The sequence below is a fragment of the Streptomyces sp. PsTaAH-124 genome (assembly GCF_000373685.1).
GTDB classification, from domain to species: domain Bacteria; phylum Actinomycetota; class Actinomycetes; order Streptomycetales; family Streptomycetaceae; genus Streptomyces; species Streptomyces andamanensis.
In genome coordinates, this window is record NZ_KB892191.1 from 83,112 (window position 1) to 108,461 (window position 25,350).

At 71.1% G+C, this 25,350-nt stretch carries 23 protein-coding genes; 10 read left to right on the forward strand and 13 right to left on the reverse strand.

Features of this window, described 5'->3' with window-relative positions:
- Positions 1-246: 246 nt before the first annotated feature.
- Positions 247-1,140 carry a hypothetical protein gene (locus tag B086_RS43285; RefSeq protein ID WP_078531234.1) on the reverse strand — a complete coding sequence of 298 codons (894 nt, stop codon included), beginning with the start codon at positions 1,138-1,140 and terminating at the stop codon, positions 247-249.
- A 198-nt stretch (positions 1,141-1,338) separates the two neighbouring features.
- Between B086_RS43285 and B086_RS0127970 the strand changes: the two genes are divergently transcribed.
- Entirely contained in the window at positions 1,339-2,589 is a 1,251-nt protein-coding gene (locus B086_RS0127970) for an MFS transporter (protein WP_018569741.1), read from the forward strand.
- 407 nt (positions 2,590-2,996) lie between these two features.
- Here the strand turns inward: B086_RS0127970 and B086_RS0127975 are convergent, their stop codons facing one another.
- From B086_RS0127975 to B086_RS0127995, 5 genes are all read right to left on the reverse strand, one after another.
- A complete protein-coding gene (locus tag B086_RS0127975) occupies positions 2,997-4,346 on the reverse strand; it encodes an MFS transporter (RefSeq protein WP_078531222.1) in 1,350 nt (449 codons plus the stop codon).
- A gap of 229 nt (positions 4,347-4,575) precedes the next feature.
- Complete coding sequence (locus tag B086_RS0127980) at positions 4,576-6,087, reverse strand: amidohydrolase family protein (RefSeq protein WP_018569743.1); 1,512 nt, start codon at positions 6,085-6,087, stop codon at positions 4,576-4,578.
- Positions 6,084-7,547, reverse strand: coding sequence for a chlorohydrolase family protein (locus B086_RS0127985; RefSeq protein ID WP_018569744.1), 1,464 nt, complete (start codon positions 7,545-7,547; stop codon positions 6,084-6,086). The genes B086_RS0127980 and B086_RS0127985 overlap by 4 nt, the downstream gene beginning before the upstream one ends.
- Positions 7,544-8,602 (reverse strand): sugar phosphate isomerase/epimerase family protein, encoded by a 1,059-nt coding sequence (locus B086_RS0127990; protein WP_037874062.1) that lies wholly within the window; start codon positions 8,600-8,602, stop codon positions 7,544-7,546. The genes B086_RS0127985 and B086_RS0127990 overlap by 4 nt, the downstream gene beginning before the upstream one ends.
- 32 nt (positions 8,603-8,634) lie before the next feature.
- Positions 8,635-9,459: a hypothetical protein gene (locus B086_RS0127995; RefSeq protein WP_018569746.1), complete on the reverse strand. Its 825-nt coding sequence runs from the start codon at positions 9,457-9,459 to the stop codon at positions 8,635-8,637.
- A 237-nt stretch (positions 9,460-9,696) separates the two neighbouring features.
- On the opposite strand from B086_RS0127995, the gene B086_RS0128000 reads away from it, so the two are divergent.
- Positions 9,697-10,647, forward strand: coding sequence for a LysR substrate-binding domain-containing protein (locus B086_RS0128000; protein ID WP_018569747.1), 951 nt, complete (start codon positions 9,697-9,699; stop codon positions 10,645-10,647).
- 59 nt (positions 10,648-10,706) lie between these two features.
- On the opposite strand, the gene B086_RS0128005 is transcribed toward B086_RS0128000, so the two are convergent.
- A complete protein-coding gene (locus B086_RS0128005; protein WP_018569748.1) occupies positions 10,707-11,918 on the reverse strand; it encodes a carboxylesterase family protein in 1,212 nt (403 codons plus the stop codon).
- Complete coding sequence (locus B086_RS0128010; RefSeq protein ID WP_018569749.1) at positions 11,915-13,171, reverse strand: MFS transporter; 1,257 nt, start codon at positions 13,169-13,171, stop codon at positions 11,915-11,917. Before B086_RS0128010 ends, B086_RS0128005 begins: the two co-directional genes overlap by 4 nt.
- Positions 13,172-13,565: 394 nt before the next feature.
- Between B086_RS0128010 and B086_RS0128015 the strand changes: the two genes are divergently transcribed.
- Genes B086_RS0128015 through B086_RS0128040 form a run of 6 tightly spaced genes read left to right on the forward strand, consistent with a single transcriptional unit; the run spans position 13,566 to position 17,948 of the window.
- Complete coding sequence (locus tag B086_RS0128015) at positions 13,566-15,041, forward strand: 2-hydroxymuconic semialdehyde dehydrogenase (protein ID WP_018569750.1); 1,476 nt, start codon at positions 13,566-13,568, stop codon at positions 15,039-15,041.
- Between the two features lie 40 nt (positions 15,042-15,081).
- Positions 15,082-15,237, forward strand: coding sequence for a hypothetical protein (locus B086_RS45115; protein ID WP_018569751.1), 156 nt, complete (start codon positions 15,082-15,084; stop codon positions 15,235-15,237).
- A complete protein-coding gene (locus tag B086_RS0128025; RefSeq protein ID WP_018569752.1) occupies positions 15,234-15,998 on the forward strand; it encodes a 2-keto-4-pentenoate hydratase in 765 nt (254 codons plus the stop codon). The genes B086_RS45115 and B086_RS0128025 overlap by 4 nt, the downstream gene beginning before the upstream one ends.
- Positions 15,998-16,435 carry a RidA family protein gene (locus B086_RS0128030; RefSeq protein ID WP_018569753.1) on the forward strand — a complete coding sequence of 146 codons (438 nt, stop codon included), beginning with the start codon at positions 15,998-16,000 and terminating at the stop codon, positions 16,433-16,435. The genes B086_RS0128025 and B086_RS0128030 overlap by 1 nt, the downstream gene beginning before the upstream one ends.
- Positions 16,432-16,953 carry a 3-hydroxyanthranilate 3,4-dioxygenase gene (locus B086_RS0128035; RefSeq protein WP_018569754.1) on the forward strand — a complete coding sequence of 174 codons (522 nt, stop codon included), beginning with the start codon at positions 16,432-16,434 and terminating at the stop codon, positions 16,951-16,953. The genes B086_RS0128030 and B086_RS0128035 overlap by 4 nt, the downstream gene beginning before the upstream one ends.
- 2 nt (positions 16,954-16,955) lie before the next feature.
- Entirely contained in the window at positions 16,956-17,948 is a 993-nt protein-coding gene (locus B086_RS0128040) for an amidohydrolase family protein (RefSeq protein ID WP_018569755.1), read from the forward strand.
- On the opposite strand, the gene B086_RS0128045 is transcribed toward B086_RS0128040, so the two are convergent.
- The 4 genes from B086_RS0128045 to mhpD form a co-directional block, all read right to left on the reverse strand.
- Positions 17,933-18,919, reverse strand: a complete 987-nt coding sequence (locus tag B086_RS0128045; RefSeq protein WP_026252840.1) for a LysR substrate-binding domain-containing protein — start codon at positions 18,917-18,919, stop codon at positions 17,933-17,935. The two genes, B086_RS0128040 and B086_RS0128045, sit on opposite strands and share 16 nt — an antisense overlap.
- A 191-nt stretch (positions 18,920-19,110) precedes the next feature.
- Positions 19,111-20,127, reverse strand: a complete 1,017-nt coding sequence (gene dmpG, locus B086_RS0128050) for a 4-hydroxy-2-oxovalerate aldolase (RefSeq protein ID WP_026252841.1) — start codon at positions 20,125-20,127, stop codon at positions 19,111-19,113.
- Positions 20,124-21,071, reverse strand: a complete 948-nt coding sequence (locus B086_RS0128055) for an acetaldehyde dehydrogenase (acetylating) (protein ID WP_018569758.1) — start codon at positions 21,069-21,071, stop codon at positions 20,124-20,126. Before B086_RS0128055 ends, dmpG begins: the two co-directional genes overlap by 4 nt.
- The gene (gene mhpD / locus B086_RS0128060) at positions 21,068-21,889 is read right to left on the reverse strand and encodes a 2-keto-4-pentenoate hydratase (RefSeq protein ID WP_018569759.1); all 822 of its coding nucleotides are present in this window, start codon (positions 21,887-21,889) and stop codon (positions 21,068-21,070) included. The genes B086_RS0128055 and mhpD overlap by 4 nt, the downstream gene beginning before the upstream one ends.
- A gap of 181 nt (positions 21,890-22,070) precedes the next feature.
- Between mhpD and B086_RS0128065 the strand changes: the two genes are divergently transcribed.
- Positions 22,071-22,814: an IclR family transcriptional regulator gene (locus B086_RS0128065; protein WP_018569760.1), complete on the forward strand. Its 744-nt coding sequence runs from the start codon at positions 22,071-22,073 to the stop codon at positions 22,812-22,814.
- A 579-nt stretch (positions 22,815-23,393) separates the two neighbouring features.
- On the opposite strand, the gene B086_RS0128075 is transcribed toward B086_RS0128065, so the two are convergent.
- Positions 23,394-24,371, reverse strand: a complete 978-nt coding sequence (locus tag B086_RS0128075) for a pirin family protein (RefSeq protein WP_018569762.1) — start codon at positions 24,369-24,371, stop codon at positions 23,394-23,396.
- 248 nt (positions 24,372-24,619) lie between these two features.
- Between B086_RS0128075 and B086_RS0128080 the strand changes: the two genes are divergently transcribed.
- Positions 24,620-25,192 carry a DUF3558 family protein gene (locus tag B086_RS0128080; protein WP_018569763.1) on the forward strand — a complete coding sequence of 191 codons (573 nt, stop codon included), beginning with the start codon at positions 24,620-24,622 and terminating at the stop codon, positions 25,190-25,192.
- Positions 25,193-25,350 lie beyond the last annotated feature (158 nt).

Below are 25,350 nucleotides of genomic sequence, written 5' to 3' on the forward strand. Positions count from 1 at the left end.
TGAGGGCGCGGCTGTTCGACCAGGCCCGATGACTTCGAGGGTCCTCACCATCTCGTGAGGGCCCTTGACCTTTCTCGCCACGCCTCTCGGGCGTCGCCCGAGCCGGTAGCCGGCGCTCTCACGTGTTCCGACCACCCACCGGCCCGCGTGTGCCTACTTTCATGGTCGCTTCCATGATCTGGCCGATGCCACTTCGGCCCTGGGACGCGAGGGCTCGTCCAAGGCTCGTCGACCTGCCCCGGCGCGTCATCCGGGGATCGTCCTGTTCCGGGGTGCCCGGTCGCGCAGGACAAGCAGGGTCCAGCCGCGGCCCGCTGGATCGAGTGGTCTGGTCGCAGCGGTGAAGAGCTCCGCGGCCCGGCGGTAGGAAAGCCGTCTTCGGCCGGTCACCGGGCAGCGGTCAACTGCCGGCGTGGAGGCGGGGGCCCTCCGGTCGGTGACGAACACCGGCCCCGCGGTGCGCCCGGCCAGCAGCATGGGCAGCAGGCGTGCCGTGCCCCATCCCCAGCTCAGGGCTGCTGCCGCGGGCGCCCTGGTACGTCGGCTGGGCAGGTCGAGGTGGTCGATGTTGAGGGCGAGTACCTGTTCGACGGGGGCTCTCGACTCGTGGAGGAGGTGCCACAGAGTCAACTCCCTGAGCGAAGCCCGCAAGGCGAGGGCGGCGCCGGCCCGATCCTGGTCTGCGGCAGTCGCCCTCGCAGCCGCGGACGCACCAGAAGGGTCCGGTGCCGGTCCAGGACGCAGCGTCGGCGGTGCCAGTCCGGCAGCCGGGTCTGCGGTGATCCAGCCTTCTGCCAGCCACCACGCCGTAGCTGCTCGGAGGCAGGCCAGTTCGCGGGCCAGTGTGCGTGGTTCAGCAGCGGCGGCGCGGTCGGCCAGTGCCCGTTGCAGCCGCTGCGGGGCCTTCGGGTCGTCGAGCAAGGCAAGAGGAACAACGGGCGCATGGGCGCCCCGGCGCTCACGACCGGTCGGAGCCCGGCGATCGACCAATGGCCAGGACCACCCGAGCAGCGAGATGCGGTAGACGCGTCGGGAGGCACTGCCGAGATCGGCCGCGGCGAGATAACGGTCAACGGCTGCGCTGTACTCGACCGGCGCCGGGCGAGGCGTTCCCACTCCGTCGGTTTGCTGCTGACTCATACTGGCCATCCGCAGTAAATAGGCCCCATGGAGCCTGCCCCATCCTTCTACAGCCGAGCCTACCATCAGGCATGTTGCAGTAAATTCAGGCTATTTACTGCACCAATCACCCGGAAAGGAAATTGCCCGGGAAAGATTCGGATTTCTTTCTCGGAAACGCTTGCAGGGAATAGGTTGACGGAGGGAAAGTGCGGGGGCATGACGCTTCGCACTCGCCCGCCCGCTGCACCCAGGCCCCGAACGGCGCCTCACCGCCTGCGCACGCTGCGGTACTCCCGGTACCGCCGCTTCCTCATCGGCCAGAGCACATCGTTGCTCGGCAGCGGGATGAACACGATCGGAACGGCCTTCGCCGTGCTACAGATGCCTGGCGGCGGGGTCAACGCCGTCGGCGTGGTGATGGCGGCGCGGATCCTCGCGGTGCTGGTCGTACTGCTGCTCGGCGGCGTGTTCACCGATCGGCTCGGAGCCCGTGCGGTCATGCTGACAGCGGATCTGCTCCGGTTCACCGCTCAGGGCGCGCTGGCCGTACAGCTGCTCACTCATAGCGCGAAGGTATGGGAAGTGATCGTACTGGCGGTGGTCCTCGGAATCGGTGAGGGGGCGTTCAGCCCCGGCCTGACGGCTCTGGTGCCCGGCCTCGTTCCCGCAGGCGACCTTGCGGACGCCAACGCGCTGCTACAGATCACCCAGGCTGTGGCCTCGGTCGCAGGTCCAGGTCTGGCCGGTCTGCTCATCGCTGTTTCTGATGCGGGCATCGTGGTCGCTGTCGACGCGGTCAGCTACGGCCTGAGCGCTCTGGCTCTGGCTGGGCTGCCCCTGTCACAGTTGGCCGCGCCCCGCCATGGGTTGTTCACCGATCTCGGACGCGGCTGGAAGGAGTTCACCTCCCGGACGTGGCTGTGGGTCACCACCCTCCACATCAGCCTCTTCAACTTCGTCCTCTGGGCACCGTTCCTGGTGCTGGGACCGACTCTTGCCCAGCAGCGGCTCGGTGGTGCCAGTGCCTGGGGGCTGGTGCTGGCCCTGTACGGTATCGGCTCGATCGGCAGCGGCCTGGCACTGCTCGGCAGGAACCCCAGCCGGGCCCTCGTCTGGTCCGTGGCCGCATCCGTGGGCTGGGCACTCCCGGCAGCAGCGTTGGCGACGCGATTGCCGCTGGGCTGGGTGGCCGCGGCCGCACTCCTCGCGGGAGCTGGTGCAGCGGTGTGCAACACCCTCGTGACGACCGTCATCCAGCGTGAGATCCCCGCCGAGGTCCGCGGACGCGTCAGTGCGTTCGACAGCCTGGGCGCCTTCGCCCTGGGGCCGCTCGGGCTGGCGCTGGCCGGGCCCGTGTCGAAAATCGTGGGGGCAGACCGGCTCCTCGGGTTCGGTGTGTTGTGGCAGCTGACCGCTGTCGCGGTGGTCCTGGCGTTCCCGTCTGTCCGACGGTACGGCGCAAGGTGACAGGAGAAGCCGGTAGGGGTGGCGATCTGCTGGAGGGACCGGTGTTCGTCGAGGTAGAGCTGAGGGGGACGAAAGCCAGAGGTAAGCACCGGCCGTGCCGCGCGAGACGGACCTTGCTGGTCGGCCCACGCCGAATTCGGTCGCGGGCTGGGCGCAGGTGTGACCCGAAGGCAGGCGGGCGAGAACGAGCAGGGCCTGGTTCTCTTCTCCGGAGAACCAGGCCCGGCTGATCTGCCGGCATGAAGGTTCGGAGTCTCTGTGAGCGCCCGTCCTTCTCCGTACTCCGTAGGGCGGTCATTCAGGACCGGGGAGCGCGTCTGAGGTTCTTCTCCAGCGGACGGGCGCTCTTCGCCGCGGCCGTCGGTCCTCTCCGCGGGTCCCGGTGACGATGCGTTGCCGCTCCGGGTTCAGACCGATTCGTTCTGGGGCTCGCGCGTCGGGACCGGTGCGGATTCCGTGTGGGTCTGCGGTGGCATCCGGAACATGAAGACCGCCGCGACCAGGCTGATCAGGCTGATCGAACCGGCATAGACGGTGACGCCCAGGGATGATCCGGTGGCGTCCTGGAGGGCGACGGCGATCATGGGTGCGAGACCGCCTCCGATGATCGCCCCGGTCTGCATCACCAGCGAGGAGCCGGAGTAGCGGACGTGTACCGGGAAGGTGTCGGCGATGATCGCTCCCTGCACGCTGTGCGTGATCGGCATGACGAGGCCCATCAGAAGGAACGCGACGAGTGTGACCGCCCGGGAACCCGAGTCCATCAGGGGCAGGAACGCGGAACCTGCGACCATGAGCGCGACCGAGCCGGCCAGGAACATCCGGCGACGGCCGAAGCGGTCGGCGATCGTCGTCCAGAACGGGATCAGGCAGCACCAGACGGCTGCGGCAGCGGTGACGCACAGCACCAGGAACTGCCGGTCGAATCCGACGGTCGAGGTGCCGTAGGAGAGGCTGTAGACCATGAACACGTACCCCACGGCGCCGCTCGCCACCGCGGCGAACAGGGTGGCCGTGAGGCGCGGGAAGCCGGCCTTGAGGGACTCGGCCAGGGGGTTGGCCACCACTCGGTCATGGGCGACGGCGGCCTGGAACGACGGCGATTCGGCGACCCGGAGGCGTACGAACAGGCCGACGACGACCAGAATGCCGCTGAGCAGGAACGGGATGCGCCATCCCCAGGAGGTGAAGGCCGCGTCCGGCATGACGGTGGAGGTGGTGAGGATGACCAGGTTCGCCAGGACGAGGCCGGCCGGCGTGCCCATCTGCGGGAACCCCGCGAAGAGGTTCTGTTTGCCGTCCGGGGCGTGCTCCATGGAGAGCAGGGTGGCGCCGGCCATCTCGCCGCCGAGAGCGATGCCCTGCACGAAGCGCAGGATCACCAGCAGGACGGGTGCCCAGATGCCGATCACTGCGAAGTTGGGGACGAGTCCGATGAGGGTCGTGGCGATGCCCATCATCAGGAGGGAGACCACGAGGGTTCCCTTGCGGCCGAACCGGTCACCGAAGTGTCCGAATATCAGGCCGCCCACGGGGCGGGCGGCGAATCCCACCGCGAAGGTGCTGAATGCGGCGAGTGTGCCTGCCGTGGGACTCAGCGAGGGAAAGAACTGCGAGTTGAATATGAGGGCGGAAGTCGTTCCGTAGACGAAGAAGTCGTAGCCCTCGAGAACGGTTCCGCTGAGGGTCGCCAGTGCGACCCTGCGGGATTCTCTCTTGCTCCGCTTGCCGCTTCCGGCACTTTGTCTGTTCTTCATACCGTGGCCCTGTCAGGTCGGCTGGAAGGTGAATTCAGCAGTCCGTTCGCCGCGTACCACGGTGCGGACCGGACTCTCAGATCGATCTGGTGTCGATGCACTCTGTCAACATGTCTGTGACCGAACACGTCCGGGAGCCGTCCGAATTTCGGTCCTCTATTCGTTCGAATTCGGACGGCAGACTAAAATCCTCAGGGGCGGGGCGAGGCGACTGGTCGTCATGCGCGGTTCACTCCTCGAAGGGGACCGGGTGGGGGAAGGACTGCCGTGAGGTGCCCCAGACCGGGGCGGTCATGAAGCGGTCGAGTCGGCCTCGGGCCATGACTCGCCCGGCCTCCTCACCCGCCTCGGCGATCACCTCGGCCTCGTCGATGTGGGCCGGGCGGCCTTCGCGCAAGAGGACCCGGCCGGCCACGACGACGTGGCTGACGTCCTGCCCGCTGGCCTTGTAGACCAGTGCGTGAACCGGCATGTGCAGGGGCTGGAGGTGCGGTCGGCGGGTGTCGACGACGATGACGTCGGCTGCCTTGCCCTCCTCCAGCGAGCCGATTTCGTCGTCCCAGCCGATGGCGCGTGCCGCGTCGATCGTCACCATCTCCAGCAGCTTTCCCGGGGGCAGCACGAAGGTGTCGCGCAGTTGCACCTGGGAGAGTGTCTGGGCCTGGCGTACGGCGGTGAACAGGTCGAAGCTCGACATGGGGGCGCAGCCATCGGTGGTGACCGCCACGGTGACTCCGGCGTCCAGCAGTTCGGGAACCGGGCAGCGTCCGCGCAGGGCTCCGACCACTACCCCGGGGCCGTGGGTCAGGCTCGTGCCCGTGTCGGCCAGGATGGCCACTTCGCGGGGGCTGAGGCCGAAGCCGTGCTGGAAGTGGACGTCCGGGCCGAGCAGCGCGTCCGGGTCGAGCCGGTGGGCGAGTTCCACCATGCCGCCGAAGGCGTCCGTGTGGATGCGGGTGCCGTAGCGGGCCGCGAGGTCGCGTACGCGTTCGGACTGTTGCCGGTCCTGTGCGGTCAGGCGGGTGGCGCGGTCGGGGGTCGTCGGGCCGCTCGGGTCGAGAGAGGGAATCATGGTGTACGGGGTGACGCAGACCCGTACCCGGCCGTCGGCGCCGTTGTGCCAGGCGGCGACGGTCTCCTCGGCTCCGGCCATCATGCGGTCGAGGCCGACGCGTTCGCGGTGGTGCGTACCCGTGTCCGTCCAGTGGCCGACCTCCCGCGGCCAGGGCAGGCCGCACGGTCCGACGCCGAGCACCTGGCGGATGCCCGACTCGGCGTAGGCGCGGGCGTGGGCGTCGCCATGGGCCGGCTGGTCGGAACGTGGCTGGGATCCGAGGACACTCACTCCGCAGGTGACGCCGAACTTCAGCCGCTCCAGGGCGGCCAGGCGCCCGTCCGCGTACCAGTAGCCCGGGGAGACGTGCTCGAAGTACGTCCGGGTCGCGATGCGCATCCACCAGGACAGGGAGTCGACGCCGATGGTCCTCAGCAGGGCGTGCCCGCCGTGGCCGTGTGCGTCGATGAGCCCCGGCAGTACCACCTGTCCCGTGCAGTCGATCGATTCGGGGGCCGTCCAGCGGGCCAGTACCTCCCGGGTCGGGCCGACGGCGGTGATGCGGCCGTCGGAGACGGCGACCGTGCCGTCGGTGAGCAGCCGCCGTCGCGGATCCATGGTGATCACGCAGCCGCCGGTCAGGAGGAGGTCGGCCGCACGCCGGCCGGGGGCACCGTTCGTGGTCATCGTGCGGCCCTCCTGATGTCGTAGGTCGGCGGGAAGAGCTCCTGCTCCGTGCGGCCGAGGTGGTCGCGCTCGGAGTAGCCGGCCCGGTAGCGGTCGAGGTACGCCTGGGCGCGTTCCCGGTCGTCGTGGCGTGCGCCGAGGAGTGCGCCGCCGTCGACGACGGTGCGCCCGTTGACGACGACGGTGCGTACGTCCCTGCCGTTGGCGGCGAGGACGAGGGTGCGTATCGGGTCGTCGACGGGGCCGGTCCTGGTGGCCGACAGGTCGACGACGGTGATGTCCGCACGGGTGCCCCCGGCCAGGCGGCCGAGGTCGGGGCGGCCCAGCGCATCGGCTCCCGCGATCGTCGCCGCGCGGTACAGGTCGCGGCAGGAGCCGGCGGAGCGCCGCCGTTCGACCGCCTTGGTGAGGACCATGCCGGTGTCCATCGCGCGGATCATGTCCGGTGGGGCGGTGTCGGTGCCCATCGCCATGCGGATGCCGTGGGCGAGGTAGCGGTCGAAGGACTCCAGGACCACGGCGTACCGTGCTACCGCCATGGGACAGAAGATCACGGTGGTGCCGCTGTCGCGCAGGAGGTCGAGGTCGTTGCCGGGCACCGGCAGTTCGCTGTGTCCCGCGACCGCCCAGGCGTGCGGAATCAGGGTGCGTGGCCCCAGGAAGCCGATGTCGTGCAGGAGTTCGATGGGGCGGCGGCCGTGGGCCTCACGCAGGAGTCCGACCTCGAACATGGTCTGTCCGGCGTGCAGCCTGAGCGGGCAGTGCAGCTCGTCGCTGATGTCGCGGGAACGGCGCAGGAGTGCGGGCTCGACCGTCTCGATACGGGAGGGGGCGAGCATTCCGTGCACCAGGCCGTGGCCGGATCCGTCGAAGTCGGCCACGAACCGGGCGGCGCTGTCCAGGCCGGCCTCGCCGAGCCGTGGCTCGTGGTGCAGCCGGGTGCGGCCCTGGGCGTCGACCACCGGAACGGCCGAGCGGTAGCTCGGGCCGAGGTAGACACGCAGGCCGAGTTGCACCGCGGCTTCGGCCGCGTCGGCCATCTCCTCGTAGGTCTCCGCCCAGGCCTTGGAGATCTCCGAGGCGATGGGCAGGGCGGTGGTGACGCCGTTCAGGAGCAGTTGGCCGAAGGCGTAGCGGCGTTTGAACGCCTCTTCCGCACGGCTGAACACTTCGTGGCGTCGTTCGAGGTAGGCCTGTGACCACCGCTGGCCCGTGGCGAGTGCGTCGTCCTGGTAGGTGTCGAACACCGCGTGGTCGATGTCGCCGAGGGCGTTGAGGTCGACGAAGCCGGGCCCGACCAGGGCGAGCCCCTCGTCACGCTCGACGTCGACGCGCCCTTCGAAGCCGTGGCCGACGTGGATGACGGTGTCGTCCTCGTAGACGACCGCGCCGTTCTCGTGGACGACGTGGTCGGTGCCGTCGTAGCCGACGACGAACCGGGCCGATATGCGGGTCCTCATCGGGCTGTCCCGTCGGGACCGCCGGCGGAGGCGAGGATCTCGCGCAGGTGGGCGGCGGTGCGGGAGATGAACCGGAGCTGCTCGGGCCCGTCGCACGGGGTGCCGGTGAGGTGGTCGAACGTCGGCCGCTCCCCCGCCGCGGCCATGTCCTCGTAGGCGTGGGTGAGGCGGAAGGTCTCGGCGAGTTCGGTGGTGGTGAGGTCGGGGTGCGCGGCCAGCCACGCGGGGTCGTACACGTGCATCGGCATGACCGTGCGGTCGCGGGAGTTCTCGATGGACAGCCTCAGGTCCGGCCGCTGCTCGCCCAGGGCCGCGAGGATCGCGGGCCAGTCCATGACGCCCTCGCCGCACGGTGCCAGCATGCGTCCGATGCCGTAGTCGGTGCGGAACAGCGCGACGTCCCGGACATGGCTCATCCGCACGTACGGCGCCACCCGGCGGGCGGCCTCGACGGGATCCTCGGCACGGGCCACGACGTTGGCCGAGTCGTAGGTGATGCCGACGGCGTCCGGGCCGACGGCTTCCACCAGCCGGACCACCTCGAAGGACGTGATCTCTTCGTGGGTCTCGATGTTGAGGTGGCAGCCGAGGTCGAGGGCGGCGGGACGGAGCGTGCCGAGGAACTTCTCGATGGCGCCGAGCTGGTCGCTCCAGGGCGCGTCGGTGCGGAACCGGTCGAAGACGTGGTAGCCGGGCAGGCGGGGTTTGTAGTTGGCGGTACCCACCCAGAGTTCACGGCAGTCGATCTCGGCACAGGCTTCCATCATCCGGACCATGCCGGCGGTGTAGTCGCCGCCGCCGAGTTCCCGGACCTCGGGTGCCTCCGCGTTGGCGTAGGGGTTGACCTTGGCCAGTCCCATCTCCAGGTAGAGGCCGAGTTCGTCCGCACGCCGGCGCAGTTCCTTCAGGATGTGGCGGTCCAGCGTCGGGGTGATGTCGAGGACGGTTCTGAAGAAGACCCCGTCCATGCCCAGTTCGGCAGCCGCCTCAAGGCTCTCCACCGCCGGGCGCGAGGACGCCCCGGGAAGCTTGCGGCCGTCCACTCCTACCTTCATGTGTGTGTTCTCCTTGCGCTGTTCCGTGGCATTCATGGCGTGGGTGCGGCCGGCGCCGGAAAGTGGCACTTCACGGTGACCGAGCCGTGCGGCGAGACGAAGGGCGCGGGCCCGGGGAGATCGTGGCGACAGCTGTCGTGGCCCCGGCCCCGGAGGCAGTGCGGCTCGTAGAAGCAGCCCCGCCCGGTCCCCGCACCGTGCGGGGGCGCGGCGGCTCCCGCGCGCAGTGCCACGGTGAGGCGGTGTCGTGGCCGGGCGCGGAGTTCGGCGGCCGGCCCTCTCTCGACGATCCGCCCGCCCGCGACGACCTGAAGCGTGTCGCAGAACCCGGCGACGGTCTCGAAGCGGCCGCCCACGACGATCAGTGCGATGCCGTCCTCGTCGAGAGCCGGGGCCGTCTCCCGTAGCCGGTCGGTACGGGCCTTGGCCTCGTCGGGGGGCAGGGCCGTCAGGTCGGCGACGAGAACCCGTGGCGCGGCCGCCGCGCGCTCGGTGTGCGGGGCCCCGAGGACTGCCGGGTCGTGCAGGGTGACGGTACCGGTGTCCCCGGGTGCCGGCTCCCCCGGCGCCGCCAGGTGGAGCGCGGTCCCGGCAGTGAATCGGGCGGTGCCTGCGAGGACGCGGTCCCCGGGGGCCGGGCGGCCGGTCAGCGCTCGGGCGAGCAGCGGAAGGGCGAGACCGGTCTCCCCCAGCACTCCGAGGCGTTCGCCCCGGCGCAGGTCGAAATTCACGTCGTCGAGAACCGGGCGCACCGCGCCGCCCTGGGACACGGCCGCTCGGAGGCCGCGCACCTGGAGCAGTACGTCACGGGCCGCGACCCGGGGGCCCGAGGAGGCGGGTATGTGGTGCGCCGTCACGTCGTTCTCCCAGTCCGCCGGGGTGGTACGGACCGACCCGGCCGTTCGTGCTGTGTTCGCTCGTTGTGAGTTTCAGCGCCGGGAGCCATGCGTGTCCAATGCTTGTCGTGGCCGGTTGCATAGCCGTATGGGCATGATGGCGCGCTGGGCCCACACCGGTTCGTTCTTTGCGCCACCCTTGCCTGTTCGGTATGCCGAACCCCTTGTGCCATAGCCGTCGAGGCATACCCTGATGCGATGGATCCCGAGAGGCTGTTGGACGGCCGCCTGAAGTTGCGCCACCTGGTGCTGCTCACGACCATCGCCGAGCACGGCAGCGTGATGCGGGCCGCCGAACACCTGAGGGTGACCCAGCCGGTCGTGACCCGTGGCCTGCGTGAACTGGAGGCGATCCTCGGCGCCGAGGTCTTCGACCGCGGTCCGCGCGGGGTGACGCCCACTGTCTGCGGAGAGGCGTTCATCGAGCACGCGCAGGTGGTTCTGGCGCACATCCGCAAGGCCGGCCAGCACGTGGCCGAACTGAACAGCGGCCAGGTGGGCACGGTCACGGTGGGTGCGCATCTGGCCGGGGCCGGTTTGCTGCTGCCCAAGGCCATCACCCGGCTCAAGCGGGAGCGCCCTCGGGTGACCGTCGTCGTGAAGGAGGCCCCGCCGGACGTGCTGCTGGCCGACCTCATGGCCGGACGGGTCGACCTGACCGTGGGCAGGCTCAATGGCGCGGACCACGGCGGCCGCACCCGGCAGATCCAGATGTACAGCGAGCCGGTGAAGCTGGTCACGCGAGCCGGTCACCCGGCTCAGGCCCTCGACGCACCGCGGCTGGCGGACCTGATGCAGTTCCCGTGGAGTCTGCCGGTGGCCCACACGGCCCTGCGCCGGGAGGTGGAGCGGGTCTTCTTCGAGGCGGGACTGCCGCTGCCCGAGGACCGGGTGGAGTGCACGTCGATCCTGACGCTGCGCACCCTGCTGGAGGAGTCGGACACCGTGGCCACCCTGCCGGTGCTCATCTCGCAGCGTGACGACCGGCTCGCCGTCCTGCCCACCCCGTTGCCGTCCGTTTCCCGGCTCGTCGGTGTGACACTGCCGCGCGACCGTGCTCGCAGCCCCAGCACCCAGGCGCTGCTTCAGCACCTGCGGGACGTGTCGGTGGACATCCGACGGTCGCTGCTTCCCGCGACCGACGCCTGAGGGAAGGCGGACGGCCGGCTCCCGCGGAGGTGGTCCGCGGGAGCCGGCCGTCCGCGCCGTCAGCGCGGAAGCGCGACGAGGGGTGCGGGCAGTTCTCCCGGGTCGCCGGTACGGGCGAAGGAGGCCCAGGCCGCACGTACTCTCCGACCGGCCGCGTCCACCTCCGCCCAGGTGAGGTCGCCCAGCATCGGCGCGTGCCGCCAAGCGTGGGCCGTCCCGAGGACCAGCGGGATCTCGACGCAGTGGGTGGCGCCGTGGGGGGCACCGGGGGGCCGCCAGTCCAGCCGGTATCCGAAGGCGCGGCCGCCCTGGCGTTCCCAACGCTCGTGCAGGTCCCGCAGCGGCTCCTGGTAGACGCGCCGGGTGCGTTCGGCGACGCTTCCCCTGTCCGACGGGCCCTCGGGGAAGGCCGACATGTCGTCGGCGTTCCATCCGTACAGCATGTCCGGGGCGTGGCCGCCGAAGGCCGGAGTGCCGGATTCGGCGGGCAGCGGCGGGACGCCCCTCACCGGGCCGAACGGCGGCGCCAGGGAGTTGCCCGTCCGCCGCTGGTGGTCGGCCGCGGTGCGTCTGTGGGCAGCGAGCAGCTCCTCCGCCGAGGCGGTCCGGAGGTCGGTGCCGAGGTGGGCGGCGAAGATCCGTCCGGTCTCCCGGGCCTCTGCCGGGGTGCGGGTGGCGATGGACAGCGGCGGGCTCTGTAGGATCACCCGGCCGAACAGGCCGGCGGCTTGGGGCGACAGGAGGAGCAGCAGGGCGGACAGGGCCCCGGCCGACTGGCCGAATACGGTGACGTTGGCGGGGTCGCCGCCGTGGTCCGCGATGTGTGCCTGTACCCAGCGAAGCGCCTCCACCTGGTCGTACAGGCCGAGGTTGCCCTCGCTGACCCCCTCGTGGAGGAGAAAACCGAGTGCGCCGAGCCGGTAGCTCGCGCTGACCACGATCACGTCCTGCTCCGCGGCCAGGGAGCTGCCGTCGTACCAGTCGAGGATGCCCGCACCGCTGCTGAAACCTCCGCCGTGGAACCACACGAGGACAGGGCGGCCCGTCCCCGGGGCGGCGGGGGCGGTGACCGTGAGGTGGAGGCAGTCCTCGCTCTGCGGGTGCCTGCCGGGGGGCGGGCCCATCAGCGCTTCGAGGCGGGACGGCGGCTGAGGGCAGATCCCCTCGGACGGCGGCGAGGTGTACTCGGCCGGTACGGGGCGGGGCCGGGCGAACCGTGCCGCGGTGGCGTATCGGATGGGGCCGGTACGGACCGTGTGCGGGCTGTTCATGCTTTGCCTGCCGTTTCGGGGACGAGTCGGGGCCGTTCGACAGGAGTCTCGGGAACCATGCGGAACAGCGCCACCGCTCCGACGAGGCTGAGGGCGCAGATCCCCACGAGATACCAGGTCACACCGGTCGAGGATGCGCCGGATCCGAGGAGTGCGCTGGAGATCACGGGTGCCAGGCCGCCGCCGAGCACCGCGCCGACCTGGAGGACCAGGGAGGTGCCGGAATAGCGCACCCGTACGGGGAAGGTGTCGGCGATGATGGCGCCCTGGACGCAGTGGGTCACCGGGATGATCAGGCCCATGCCGGCGAGCGCGAGCAGGGCCGAAGCACGGTTGCCGGTGTCGAGCAGGGGGAAGAACACCGCACACCACAGCAGGATGGCGACGGACCCGCCGATGAAGAGCGTGCGGCGTCCCTTGCGGTCGGCGATCCTCGTCCACACCGGGATGGAGACGAACCACAGCACGGCCGCGCCGCTCACCCCGAGGACGAGGAACTGCTGGTCGAAGCCGAGGTGTTTGGTGCCGTAGGACAGCGTGAAGACCATGAAGACGTACGCGACCGCGGAGTTGGCCAGCACGGCGAGGAGAGTGACGGCCAGCCGGGGCATCCCGGTCTTCAGGGCCTCCGCCAGCGGGAAGCGGACCACCTCGTCGTCCTGCCGGGCCCGGTCGAAGGACGGCGATTCGGTGACCCGCAGCCGGACGACCAGTCCGACGCCGACCAGGACGAAACTCAGCAGGAACGGGATGCGCCACGCCCACGCGGTGAACGCCGCGTGCCCCGCGAGCGAGTTGGTGGCCAGGAAGACGAGGTTCGCCAGCACCAGGCCCGCCGGCGTCCCCATCTGCGGGAAGCCCGCGTACAGGTTGCGCCGCCCCTCGGGTGCGTGCTCCATCGACATCAGCGTGGCACCGGCGCCTTCGCCGCCGAGGCCGATGCCCTGGACGACGCGCAGGACCACCAGGAGCACCGGGGCCCACAGGCCGATGGTCGCGTAACCCGGCACCACGCCGATGAGAGTGGAGCCCAGCCCCATCATCACCAGGGACACCACCAGCGTCGAGCGGCGCCCCAACCGGTCACCGAAGTGCCCGAAGACGAGGCCGCCGAGGGGCCGGGCGACGAAGCCGACCGCGAGGGTGGAGAAGGCGGCCAGGGTGCCCGCCGCGGGACTCAGCGAGGGGAAGAACTGCTTGTCGAAGATCAGGGCGGCGGCCGTGCCGTACAGAAAGAAGTCGTACCACTCCAACGTGGTTCCGAGAAGAGTGGCAAGCGCCGTCCTGCCCGCGCCCGTGGAACGGTCCGCGTCGCTCATGGAGTACCTCGTCGTCTGCTGGGGAGAGCGGGTGAAAGCCTCGCTTCCGGTGGATCCTGGGCCCCCGGGCAGAGCGGAACAAATGCCGTTTCCCGAGGTCGCTATAGCGGGACGGGTATACCGGGCGACGGAACCGGTCGTGCCGGGCAGAGCCGATGCCCCCGGACCCGCCCGGCCCGAGGGCGTCGGACATGCGCCTGGCCTGCGCGAAGGCCGGGTGGCGGCCCGGGTGACCGGGCAGGCGCCGAGGGGGACATACCGAGATCGGCATAGCTGAACCCCGAAACGTCATTTGTCGTCATGGCTGCGTGCTCCCAGGGTGGAGCCCATGACGGCACAGACTCCGCGGTGGATCCGCAACTTCGTCGACGGGCGCTTCATCGATCCCGACGACGGTGGCAGAAGTTTCGATGCGACGGACCCGGCGACCGGCCGCGTGCACTCCCTCGTCCACGAGGCCGACGCTCCGCTGGTCGACCGGGCCGTCATGGCGGCGCGCACGGCGCTCGGTCCCTGGTCGGCCACCCCCGTGCGGGAGCGGACGCAGGTCCTGCGCAGGGCCGCCGACCTGATCGAGGCGCGGTTCGAGGAGTTCGTGGCCGCCGAGGTGGCCGATACGGGCAAGCCCGTGGCGCTCGCCCGTGACCTCGACGTGGCCAGGGCCGTCGCCAATTTCCGTACGTTCGCCGACGTCGTCGCGGCCGCCGGCCAGGAGTCCTTCCTGACCGACCTGCCGGGCGGGCGTCACGCCCTGAACTACGCGGTGCGCAAGCCCCTCGGGGTGGTCGCGGTCATCGTTCCGTGGAACCTGCCGCTCCTGCTGCTCACCTGGAAGGTGGCCCCGGCCCTGGCCTGCGGCAACACCGTCGTGGTCAAGCCCAGCGAAGAGACGCCCGGTACCGCGGCCCTGCTCGCCGAAGTGCTCGGCGAGGCGGGGCTCCCCGCGGGCGCCTACAACGTCGTGCACGGCTTCGGCAGCGGTTCGGCCGGGGAGTACGTCACCACGCACCCGGGAATCGACGGCGTCACCTTCACCGGCTCCACGGCGACCGGCGCCCACGTGATGAAGACCGTGGCACCGCGCGTGCGCCCCGTCTCCTTCGAGCTGGGCGGCAAGAACGCCGCACTCGTCTTCGCCGACGCGGACATCGAGGAGACCCTGGACGGTCTGACCCGGTCGGTGTTCGCCAACACCGGGCAGGTGTGCCTGTGCACCGAGCGGGTCTACGTCCACCGGTCGGTCTTCGCCGACGTCGCCGACGGCCTGGTCGAGCGCGCACGCTCGCTGCGGCTGGGCAGCCCGCTGGACCCGGCGACCACGACGGGGCCGCTCATCTCGCAGGCCCACCGGGAGAAGGTGCGCGGCTACCTGGACCTGGCCGGACAGCTGGGCGCGAAGGTCCTCACCGGCGGCGGCACGCCCGGCCTCGGTGCGGAGCTGGACGGTGGCTCATGGATCGAGCCGACCCTGTGGACGGGCCTGACGAACACCGACCGCCCGGTGCGCGAGGAGATCTTCGGCCCCGTCGCGGCGCTGATTCCCTTCGACACGGAAGAAGAGGCCGTCGGCCTGGCCAACGACACCGAATACGGTCTCGCCGCCTCCGTGTGGACCCGCGACCTGCGCCGCGGGCACCGTGTGGCTCAGGCCATGAACGTCGGCATGTCCTGGGTCAACACCTGGTTCCTGCGGGATCTGCGGTCGCCCTTCGGCGGTGTCGGTCTCTCCGGTCTCGGCCGTGAGGGAGGCGCCTCCTCCCTGCACTTCTACACCGAACCGACCAACGTGTGCGTGCACCTGTGACGCCGCCCGCCACCCCGCGGGCCGGGGATCCCCGGCCTCCGTGACCGTGACCGAGCAGGCCGCCCGTCTCGCGGACGGCCGGAAGGACGTGACCATGGGCGACAACGCCCCGCACCGCGGCCGGGCCCCCGCGCCCGGCGCGCATCCGACCACCTGCGCGCCCATCGCGCACCACCGCGAAGGAAACATCCGATGATCCCCGAGGAGACGGTCCGGACGCTGGCCGCACGGCTCGATGCCGCCCAGCGCACTGTCACGGACACCCTCAGTCTCGCCGACACCCACACCCTGGCCGTCGAGGACGCCTACGCCGTCCAGACCGCCCTCCTCGCCCTGCGTGAGGGGCGCGGTGAGCGCGTCACCGGCGTCAAGCTGGGCTTCACCAGCAAGGCCAAGATGGAGCAGATGGGGGTCTCGGAGATCATCGTCGGCCGGCTGACCGACGCCATGTGCGTGGCTGACGGCGGGGAGATCGAGCTGGCCCGGTTCATCCACCCCAAGGTGGAACCGGAGGTCGCGTTCCGGCTGAGCCGTGACGTGGACCTGGACGATCCGGACACGGACATCGTCTCGTGTGTGGACGCCGTCGCACCCGCCCTGGAGGTCATCGACTCCCGCTACCGGGACTTCCGTTTCACCTACGAGGACGTCGTCGCGGACAACACCTCGGCGGCGGGTTACGCCATCGGCCCGTGGCACCCCGTCCAGGACGTGTCCGACCGCGCCGTGCGGCTGCACGGCGAAAGCCGTGAGGTACGGGGTTCGACCGCGGCCGTCCTCGGTGCTCCGGTGAACGCCCTGCACGCCCTGCTCGACATGGCCCGGCGGCGGCACATCCCCCTGCGCGCCGGTGAGGTCGTGCTGGCCGGGGCGGCCACCGAGGCGATGCGCCTGGAGCCGGGTTGGACCACCTGCGAAGTCGACGGCCTCGGCCGGGTCGGCGTGAGGGGGATCTGATGGACCAGGCACGGGTCATCCCCGGCAAGGCGCGACCGCGCGGCCGGTTCCCCCACTTCCGCCGCGCCGGAGACCTCGTCTTCGTCTCCGGCACCAGCTCCCGCCGGCCCGACAACTCCTTCGCCGGAGTGGCGACGGACGAGCTGGGCACCACCGACCTCGACATCCGCGCGCAGACCCGCGCCGTCATCGAGAACATCGGCGACATCCTCGCCGACGCGGGCGGCACTCTCTCCGACGTCGTCCAGGTCACCGCCTATCTGGTCTCCATGAACGACTTCGGCGGCTACAACGAGGTCTACGGCCGGTACTTCGACGAGAACGGACCGGCCAGGACCACCGTCGCCGTGCACCAGCTCCCCCACCCCCACCTGCTCATCGAGATCCAGGCCGTGGCGCATCTGCCGGCCGCGACCACCACGAAGGAGACACCATGACCGACATTCCCGAGGTCATCGACTTCCAGGGCTGGATCGACGACCACGCCCACCTGCTGAAGCCCCCGGTGAACAACCGCACCATGTCGCTCGGCAACGACTTCATCGTGCAGATCGTCGGCGGACCCAACCAGCGCACCGACTTCCACCTGGACCCGTACGAGGAATGGTTCTACCAGGTCAAGGGAGACATGCACGTCAACCTCATGACCGACGACGGCCCGCGGACCGTGCACATCAAGGAAGGCCAGGCGTGGCTGCTGCCGGGCAACGTCCCGCACTCCCCGCAGCGCCCCGACCCCGACTCCATCGGCCTGGTGATCGAGCGGGTCCGTGATGAGGGCACACTGGAGAAGTTCCTGTGGTTCTGCCCCTCCTGTTCGGCGACCGTGTACGAGGTGGAGCTCCAGGTGCGCGACATCGTCGCCGATCTCCCACCGGTCTTCGAGCGGTTCTACGGCGATGAGCAGGCCCGGGTCTGTTCCGGGTGCGGAGCGCTGCACCCCGGGAAGGGCTGACCGTGGCAGACCTGATCGACGTCCACACCCACTACGTGCCGCGTGGCTGGCCCGACCTGTCGGCCCTGGGCGGCCCGGACGCCCCGTGGCTGCGGATCGAATCCGAGACCGACGCCATGATCATGACCGGTTCGACGGAGTTCCGCCGCATACAGGCGGACTGCTGGGACGCCGGGACCCGGCTGCGGGACATGGACGCGGACGGCGTGCGGGCCCAGGTGGTCTCCCCCACTCCGGCGTTCTTCTCCTACGGCCGCAGCGGAGCCGAGGCCGCGAAGATCGCCCGGATCTTCAACGACCTGGCCCTGGAGATCACCGCCCCGGCCCCGGACCGGCTGATCCCGTTCTGCCAGGTGCCCCTCCAGGACCCGGACGCGGCCTGCCGGGAGGTGGAGCGGGCCGTCGCAGCCGGCCATCGCGGCGTGGAGATCGGCAACCACGTCGGTGACCAGGACCTGGACAGCGAGGGGGTCGTCACCTTCCTCCAGCACTGCGCGTCGCTCGATGTGCCGGTGTTCGTCCACCCCTGGGACATGGATTCCTCGCCCCGGCTCGACCGGTGGATGGCGCAATGGCTCACGGCGATGCCGGCGGAGACCCATCTGTCGATCCTCGCGCTGATCCTGGGTGGTGTGTTCGACCGCATCGACGAGCGTCTGAAGATCTGCTTCGCTCACGGCGGCGGATCGTTCGCCTTCTGGCTGGGCCGGATGGAGAACGCCTGGCACGGACGCAACGACGTCATCGGCACGTCGCAGTACCCGCCCTCGCACTACCTGGGCCGGTTCTATGTGGACTCGGTCGTCTTCGACGACCGCGCGCTGCGGCTGCTGGTGGACACCGTCGGCGAGGACCGGGTCATGGTGGGCAGCGACTACCCCTATCCGCTGGGCGAGCGCCCGGCGGGCGCGGTGGTACGCAAGAGCCGTTCGCTCACCGACGCGGCCCGGCAGAAGATCACCCGAGGGAACGCGGAGCGCTACCTGGGGCTCTGATCCCGCCGCTCGTCCGGCCCCCGGTCCGCTCCTCGCGGGTCCGGGGGTCCCGTCGTCATACCCGCGGCGGCCGCCTTCAGGCTCTCCATCAGTGCCTGCACCGACGGGCTCAGGGTGCGGTCGGACGACAGGGTCAGTCCCACCCGGTGACCGATCCGGTCCAGCGGCACGGGAAGCTCGGCCAGTCTGCTGTCGTCCCGGACGAGGGAGCTGGGCAGTACGGCCACCACGTCGGTCTCCAGGAGCAGTTGACGCACGGTCAGGAAGGATGTGGCCTCGACCTGGTTCCGCGGCAGGCCGAGGCCCTGGAGCGCGAAAAGTTCCTCCACCTCCCGGCGCAGGACGGTCTGCTGGCCGGGCAGGATCCAGGGGAAGCCGAGGGTGTCCGTGAGTTCCGCCCCGGGCGTTGCGGTCAGGGCGTGGCCGGCGCGAACGACCAGCCCGATGGACTCGTCGTAGAGGGGCAGCCGGATCAGGCCCTCACCGGAGGAGGCGGTCAGCCGGCCCACGATGAGGTCGACGCGCCCGGCCTCCAGGTCCAGCAGCAGGTCCTCGGGGGACGCCTCGCGCACCACTACCGTGAGGAAGGGATGGTCACGCTTCAGCCCGGCCACGGCCCGCGGCAGCAGGATGTTGGAACCGGCCAGGTGGGTGCCCACGACGACGGTCCCCCGGTCCGCCTCGGCGAGCTCCACGACATGCCGGCCCGCCTGGGCGAGCTGGGCGAGGACGGCTCGCGCGTGCTGGGTGAACGCCTCGCCGAAGACGGTCGCGCTGACTCCGCGGGGCCCGCGTTCGAAGAGCGGGACACCGAGGATGTCCTCCAGCTCGTGCAGGCTCCGGGTGGCCGCGGGCTGGGTGGTGTGCAGCTCGGCCGCCGCCGCTACGACCGATCCCTGCCGGGAGAGGGCGTCCACCAGCAGCAGGTGCCGCATCTTGAGCCGGCCGTCGAGCAGGCGGGGAATGTCCACGGGCACGACCCTAACGGAGTGTTCTCCGCCCCTTCTTCCTTCATCGGTACTGCGTACGGCGTCCATCGGTACGCGTACGGCGTCGCGGCCCGGCGGCCCGGCGGCTCGGCCGGCCGCGGGCGTCCGGCTCGGAGCCGAGCGACGGCGGGCCCGGTCGCCACGTCTGGGAACGACCGGGCCCGCCCCGTGCCTCACGCGGAGGCGTCGGCCGCCGTCAGGTCCAACGCGATGTCGGTGATCATGTCCTCCTGGCCGCCGACCATCTTGCGCCGTCCCACTTCCACGAGGATCTCGCGGGTGTCGAGCCCGTACCGGCGGGCGGCGGCCTCGGCGTGGCGCAGGAAGCTGGAGTAGACGCCCGCGTAGCCGAGCGTGAGGGTCTCCCGGTCGACGCGCACCTCGCGGTCCTGGAGGGGGCGTACCACGTCGTCGGCGGCGTCCATCAAGGGGAACAGGGCGCAGCCGTGCTCCCAGCCCATGAGGTCGGCGACCGCGACGAACGCCTCCAGCGGGCAGTTCCCCGCGCCGGCGCCCTGCCCGGCGAGGGAGGCGTCGACGCGGGTGACGCCGTTCTCGACGGCCACGACGGAATTGGCCACCCCCAGGCCGAGGTTGTGGTGGGCGTGGATACCCAGTCCGGTGGCCGGGTCGAGGACGTCCCGGTAGGCGCGGACGCGGTCGCGTACGCCGTCCATGGTGAGCCGCCCTCCGGAGTCCGTCACGTAGACGCACTGGGCGCCGTAGGACTCCATCAGCCTGGCCTGGCGGGCCAGCTCGGCCGGCTCGGCCAGGTGGGACATCATCAGAAACCCGGCCACGTCCATGCCCAGCTCCCGGGCGGCCGCGATGTGCTGGGCGGAGATGTCGGCCTCGGTGCAGTGGGTGGCGACCCGGACGGACCGGATGCCGAGGGCGTGGGCCTGCCTCAGGTCGTGGAGGGTCCCGATGCCGGGCAGCAGCAGGGTGGTGGGGACGGCGTGCCGGACGCTGTCGCAGACCGCCTCGATCCATTCCCAGTCCGTGTGGGCTCCCACGCCGTAGGTGATGCTGGAGCCGGAGAGACCGTCGCCGTGCGCGATCTCGATCGCGGCGACCCCGGCGGCGTCGAGCGCCGCGGCTATGGTGCGGGCCTGGTCCACGGTGTACCGGTGGCGGACGGCGTGCATACCGTCGCGCAGGGTCACGTCCTGAACGTAGAGAGAAGTCATCGCGAGGCCACCTCCGTGGCACGGTGTGCGGCCATGCGTTCGGCGGTGCGCAGTGCGGCCGATGTCATGATGTCGAGGTTTCCGGCGTAGGCGGGCAGGTAGTGTGCGGCGCCTTCGACTTCCAGGAACACCGACACCTTCGCGCCGTCCCCTGGCCGGGAGTCGGGCGGGAGGAGCGAGCGCAGCGGGTCGTCGTCGGCGACCCGGTCGAACTGCACCTTCTGCTTGAGGCGGTAGCCGGGCACGTAGGTCTGCACCCGGGCCACCATCTCCTCCACCGAGGCGGTGACAGCGGCGTCGTCGCAGTCGCCGACCAGGCAGTGCACCGTGTCCCGCATGATGAGCGGAGGTTCGGCCGGGTTGAGGACGATGATCGCCTTGCCGCGCGCGGCACCGCCCACCTGCTCGATGGCCGACGACGTGGTCTCGGTGAACTCGTCGATGTTCGCCCGCGTCCCGGGACCGGCCGAACGCGAGGAGATCGAGGCGACGATCTCCCCGTAGTGCACCGGTGTCACGGAGGCCACCGCCGCGACGACCGGGATCGTGGCCTGGCCGCCGCAGGTGACCATGTTGACGTTGGCGGCGTCCAGGTGTGTGTCCCCGTTGACGGGGGGCACGACGTACGGTCCGAGGGCGGCCGGGGTGAGGTCGACGACCGTACGTCCCAGTGCGCGCAGCACCTCGTCGTGGCGGCGGTGCGCGCCCGCCGATGTGGCGTCGAAGACGATCGACACGTCCGCGAACTCGTCCAGCTCCACCAGGCCGTCGACGCCTCGGTGGGTGGTGGCCACCTTGAGGCGGCCGGCCCGGGCCAGCCCGTCGGAGGCGGGGTCGATGCCCGCCATGGCGGCGATCTCCAGTGTCTCGGAGAGCCGCAGCACCTTGATCATCAGGTCGGTTCCGATGTTTCCGGACCCGATGACGGCGACCTTCGTGGTCATGCTTGCGCTCCTTGCGGGGTGGCGGACGCGAACGCGGCCGAGACCGTGCCCAGCCCTTGGATGCGGGCGGTGAACTCGTCGCCCTCGGCCGCGACGGCCATGGGGCCGAGCGCGCCGGTCAGGACGAGGTCCCCGGCCTTCAGCGGATCGCCCAGCCCGGCGAGGGCGGAGGCGAGCCAGAGCGCCGCGGTGAGCGGGCTGCCCAGGCAGTCGCGGCCGGTGCCCTGCGAGACGGTCTCGCCGTTCTTCGTGAGGTTCATCGCCACGTCGCGCAGGTCGACCCGGTCCAGGGGCACGGGGGTGCCGCCGAGTACGTACAGGCCGCAGGAGGCGTTGTCCGCGACGGTGTCGACGATGCCGATGTCCCAGCCGGCGATACGGCTGTCGACGATTTCGAGTGCGGGCAGGGCGAAGGCCGTGGCGCGCAGCAGATCGGCGACGGTCGGGTCGTCGTGCGGCAGGTCCTCGCCCAGCACGAGGGCGACCTCGGCCTCCACCTTGGGCTGCAACAGCCGCCCCGGGGCGATCGGCAGGCCCTCGGGCACGGCCATGTCGGCGAACAGGGCACCGAAGTCGGGTTGCCCGACTCCCAGTTGGCGCTGCACGGCGGGCGAGGTCAGGCCGATCTTGCGGCCCACCAGCCGGCGGCCCTCGGCGATCGAACGCTCGACGTACATGCGCTGTACGGCGTATGCGGCCGCGAGGTCCCCCTCGGGCAGAAGTGTGCGCACCGGGGGGCACGGCACGCCGGTGCGCGCGGCCTCCCGCAGGACGGCTGCCGCCTCGTTCACGGCGTCGGCGGGCCCGGGGGCACTCACGGCCGCCTCCCGTCGGACGTGGCACTGCGGTGTGGGACGGACATGCGCGTTACCTCCGGCAGGGATGGGGTGTGGCGGGACGGCCGGGCGTGGCCGGTCTTCGACCGCACGACAGGTATAGGCGTACGGTCCAGGGCGCGGCAAAATATGTTCCATGACACGGAACAGCGCGTCGGGAAACATGCTCGACAAGGCGGCAGCCGTCCTGGACTGCTACCGCCCGGACGGCGGAGCGTTCCGTCTGACAGAAATCGCCGCGCGTACGGGGCTGGCCAAGACGACCACGTTCCGCCTGTGCGCCGACCTGGTGCGCCTCGGCCTGCTCGACCGCGTGGGTGAGACGTACCGGCTCGGCGGCAAACTGTTCGAGCTGGGTTCCCTGGTGCCGCGCCGGCAGGATCTGCGGGAGGCCGCGCTCCCCTTCCTCCAGGACCTCTTCGAGGCGACGCACGAAACCGTGCACCTGGGCGTGCGTGAGGGCTTCGAAGTGGTCTACGTCGAACGGATCCACGGCCATCAGGCCCTGGCCCTGCCGTCGCGCATCGGGGGCCGGCTGCCGCTGACCTGCACGGGAGTCGGCAAAGCCCTGCTGGCGTTCTCCGACGGCGCGCTGACCGAGGAGGTGCTGTCACAGCCGCTGCCCCGGCTGAGTCCCCACTCGATCACCGATCCGGCACGACTGCGCACCGTCATCGAGCAGATTCAGGTGTCCGGGCTCGCCTACGAGGAACAGGAGGCGGCCCTGGGCGTGAGCTGCATCGCCTCACCCGTCTTCGACGGCCCCACGGCGGTGGCGGCGCTGTCCGTGGCCGTGCCACGCGCCCGGTTCCGCCCCGCCCAGTTGGCGCCCGCGGTGCGCACGGCCGCCCTCGGGCTCTCCCGGGTGATGCGAGGCAGCGACACGGCACGCGGCCTCTCCTCCTGAGCACGGGCCGCAGCCGCGGGTCGCGTCTGGGGAGGCGAGGCGGGGCTCCCGCAGACGCGAGGACACCTCGTCCCAAGGCGGTGCCCTTGATCCAGACGCTGCGAGGAGGTCCGACTCCTGCCCCGCGGGCGGGAGGGCGCGCCTGGTCCCGACGTGTCCTTCCTGTCTCTCCTGTCTCTCCTGTCTCTCCGCACGCGGCAGGCACCCCCTACGGACCGTCGCGGACGACCGTCGGCTTGCTGCCGCGCACGCCGGTGAGCAGGGCGAGGCGTGCGAACGGGCCGGCGGGCGCCTGTGGCTGGACGCCCTCTCCCCCCGGCACCTCGCGCGCCTTCCGACCCGGGCCCGGCCCGCTCGCCACCTCTCCCTCGCACATCTGATGCCCCGTCAAGGAAGTCAGCAAAAGGTCAGCACCGGTACAGCCGAGCTCCCCTCAGATTCCCCTACCCTGCAACTCGCGACGGCTTCGGAGGTGCCCATGCAGCTGGCACCGGACGCAGACGCCGTGGGCCTCCCGCGTTGCCCGGCAGGTGCAGGAGCACTCACGGCATCTTGGCATTCGGTCCCTGTTCTCGCAGTTCAGCGCTTGCTTCCTCGTGGTTTCAGAGGGGCGTTCGGCAGCTCCGGTGCGGGCAGGGGGGACCCTTCGTAGCCCTGCACCTCGCCGAAACGGGTGCCCTTCATCCAGTCCTCGCGAGCCTGTACGATCTCATCGTGTGACCGTCTGACGAAGTTCCACCACATGACGATCTCCTCCTCGAACGGCGTGCCGCCGAGCAGGACGAGGCGGGCGGGGCCGTCCGAGCCGTTGACGAGGTCCAGGGTGTCCCGGCCCGGGTGGACGTACGCCAGTTCCGCCGGGCGCAGCCCCGTGCCGCCCAGCCGGACGGTGCCCCGGTCCACCAGGAGCCCGTGCTCGAAGCGGGGGTCCACGGGCAGGGTCAGCGAGGCGCCCGGCGCAAGGACGATCTCGGCGCCGAGCAGGGGCGTGAAGGTCCGCACCGGGGAGGCGGTCCCGGCCAGCGCGCCCAGGAAGACACGGATCTCGGCGCCGCCGACAGCGACCGGCGCGGGGATGTGGTGCTGGAAGTCGCGGGCGGTGTCCCGGTGCTCCGCGGGCAGCGCCACCCACAGCTGGACGCCGTGCAGGACGGTGGTCCGCGCGGTGGAGACCTCCGAGTGGCTGATGCCGTGCCCGCCGGTCATGAGGTTCAGCTCGCCGGGCCGTACGTACGCGTGGCTGCCGAGGCTGTCGCGGTGCTCGATCTCGCCGCTGAACAGCCAGCTGACCGTCTGGAGCCCGGTGTGGGGGTGCGGGGCCACGTCCATGCCGCCGGTGCGGGAGACGTCGTCGGGGCCGTAGTGGTCGGCGAAGCACCAGGCGCCGATCATGGTCCGGGAGCGCTGCGGCAGCGTGCGCCGCACGGTCATCGCCCGGGGGCCGCCGAGCGGCACGTCACGCGGGGTGAGCACCTCGACCGGCGGCCGGGGGCCGCTTCCGTCGCCGTCCGCCGCGCCGCACCGCGTCTCCACGGGTCTTGTCTCGGCGTTGCTCATCGGGCCTCCCACATCCTTGATGTTTCCAGATTCAACAATATGGCGCGCGGGTCCGGTCCGCGAGCGCGGCGCCCGGGGCGGCGGGCCCGGCGGGCGGCGGGGTCCGGGGGCTCCCGGCCCCGGCCCCGGCCCCGGGAACATGATGCGCGCCCTTCTGCGGCATGCGTGTGTTCGCTACGGTGGACGCGCCTCCCGGCGGCGGGGGACCCGCTCCCGGGCGCGGACGCGGGAGGCGCCGAGGAGTGGTGATGAGGGGTCGGAGCCCGCTGCTGGTCTGTGCCGTCGCGCCGGTGATCATGTGCTTCGGCGCCGTCACCGGGTGTTCGTCGGGACCCTCCGGTGGCTCCGGTTCGGCGCCGCCCGCGGCACGGCCCGCCGATGTCGGATCGATCACACCGTGCGACTTCTTCACCGGGGACGAACTCTCGGAGTACGCACTGCACGACGCCCGGCCCGTGAGCGACCCGCCCGGCTGCCTCTGGGAGGGTTCGGCGTTCTTCGAGGGCGCGAGCACCGCGCTGACGCTGACGCTGCTGCCGCGGTCCGCCGACGCGGAACTGCGCACGCTGCGCACCGCCTCCGGGGAGCGGATCACCGAGCGCTCCGCCATCGGCGGCCGGCGGATCTGGCGGAACACGACGCCGGGGAACGACGTCCGGTGCGAGCTGCTGTTCTCGATCGACGGCTCCTCGGCCGCCGTCGTCCGGCTCTCCGAGTTCCTCGGCGTCTCCGACGTCAGGCCCACCCAGCAGGACCTCTGCGACGGCCTCGACAAGCTGGCGCCCCGCGTGGAGGGGAAACTGCCCGCCGTACGCTCCTGAGCGTCGGGCACGGCCTCCCGCACGGGGCTCCCCGGCCGCCGGAACCGAGGCGGACCCGAACGTCCCGCGTGACGGTGGCCGTCCTCCCCGCCGCGCCCGGCCGGGGCGGCGGCGAAGGGGCCGCGCTCCGGGCATCCGGAGCATGTACGGGTACGGCC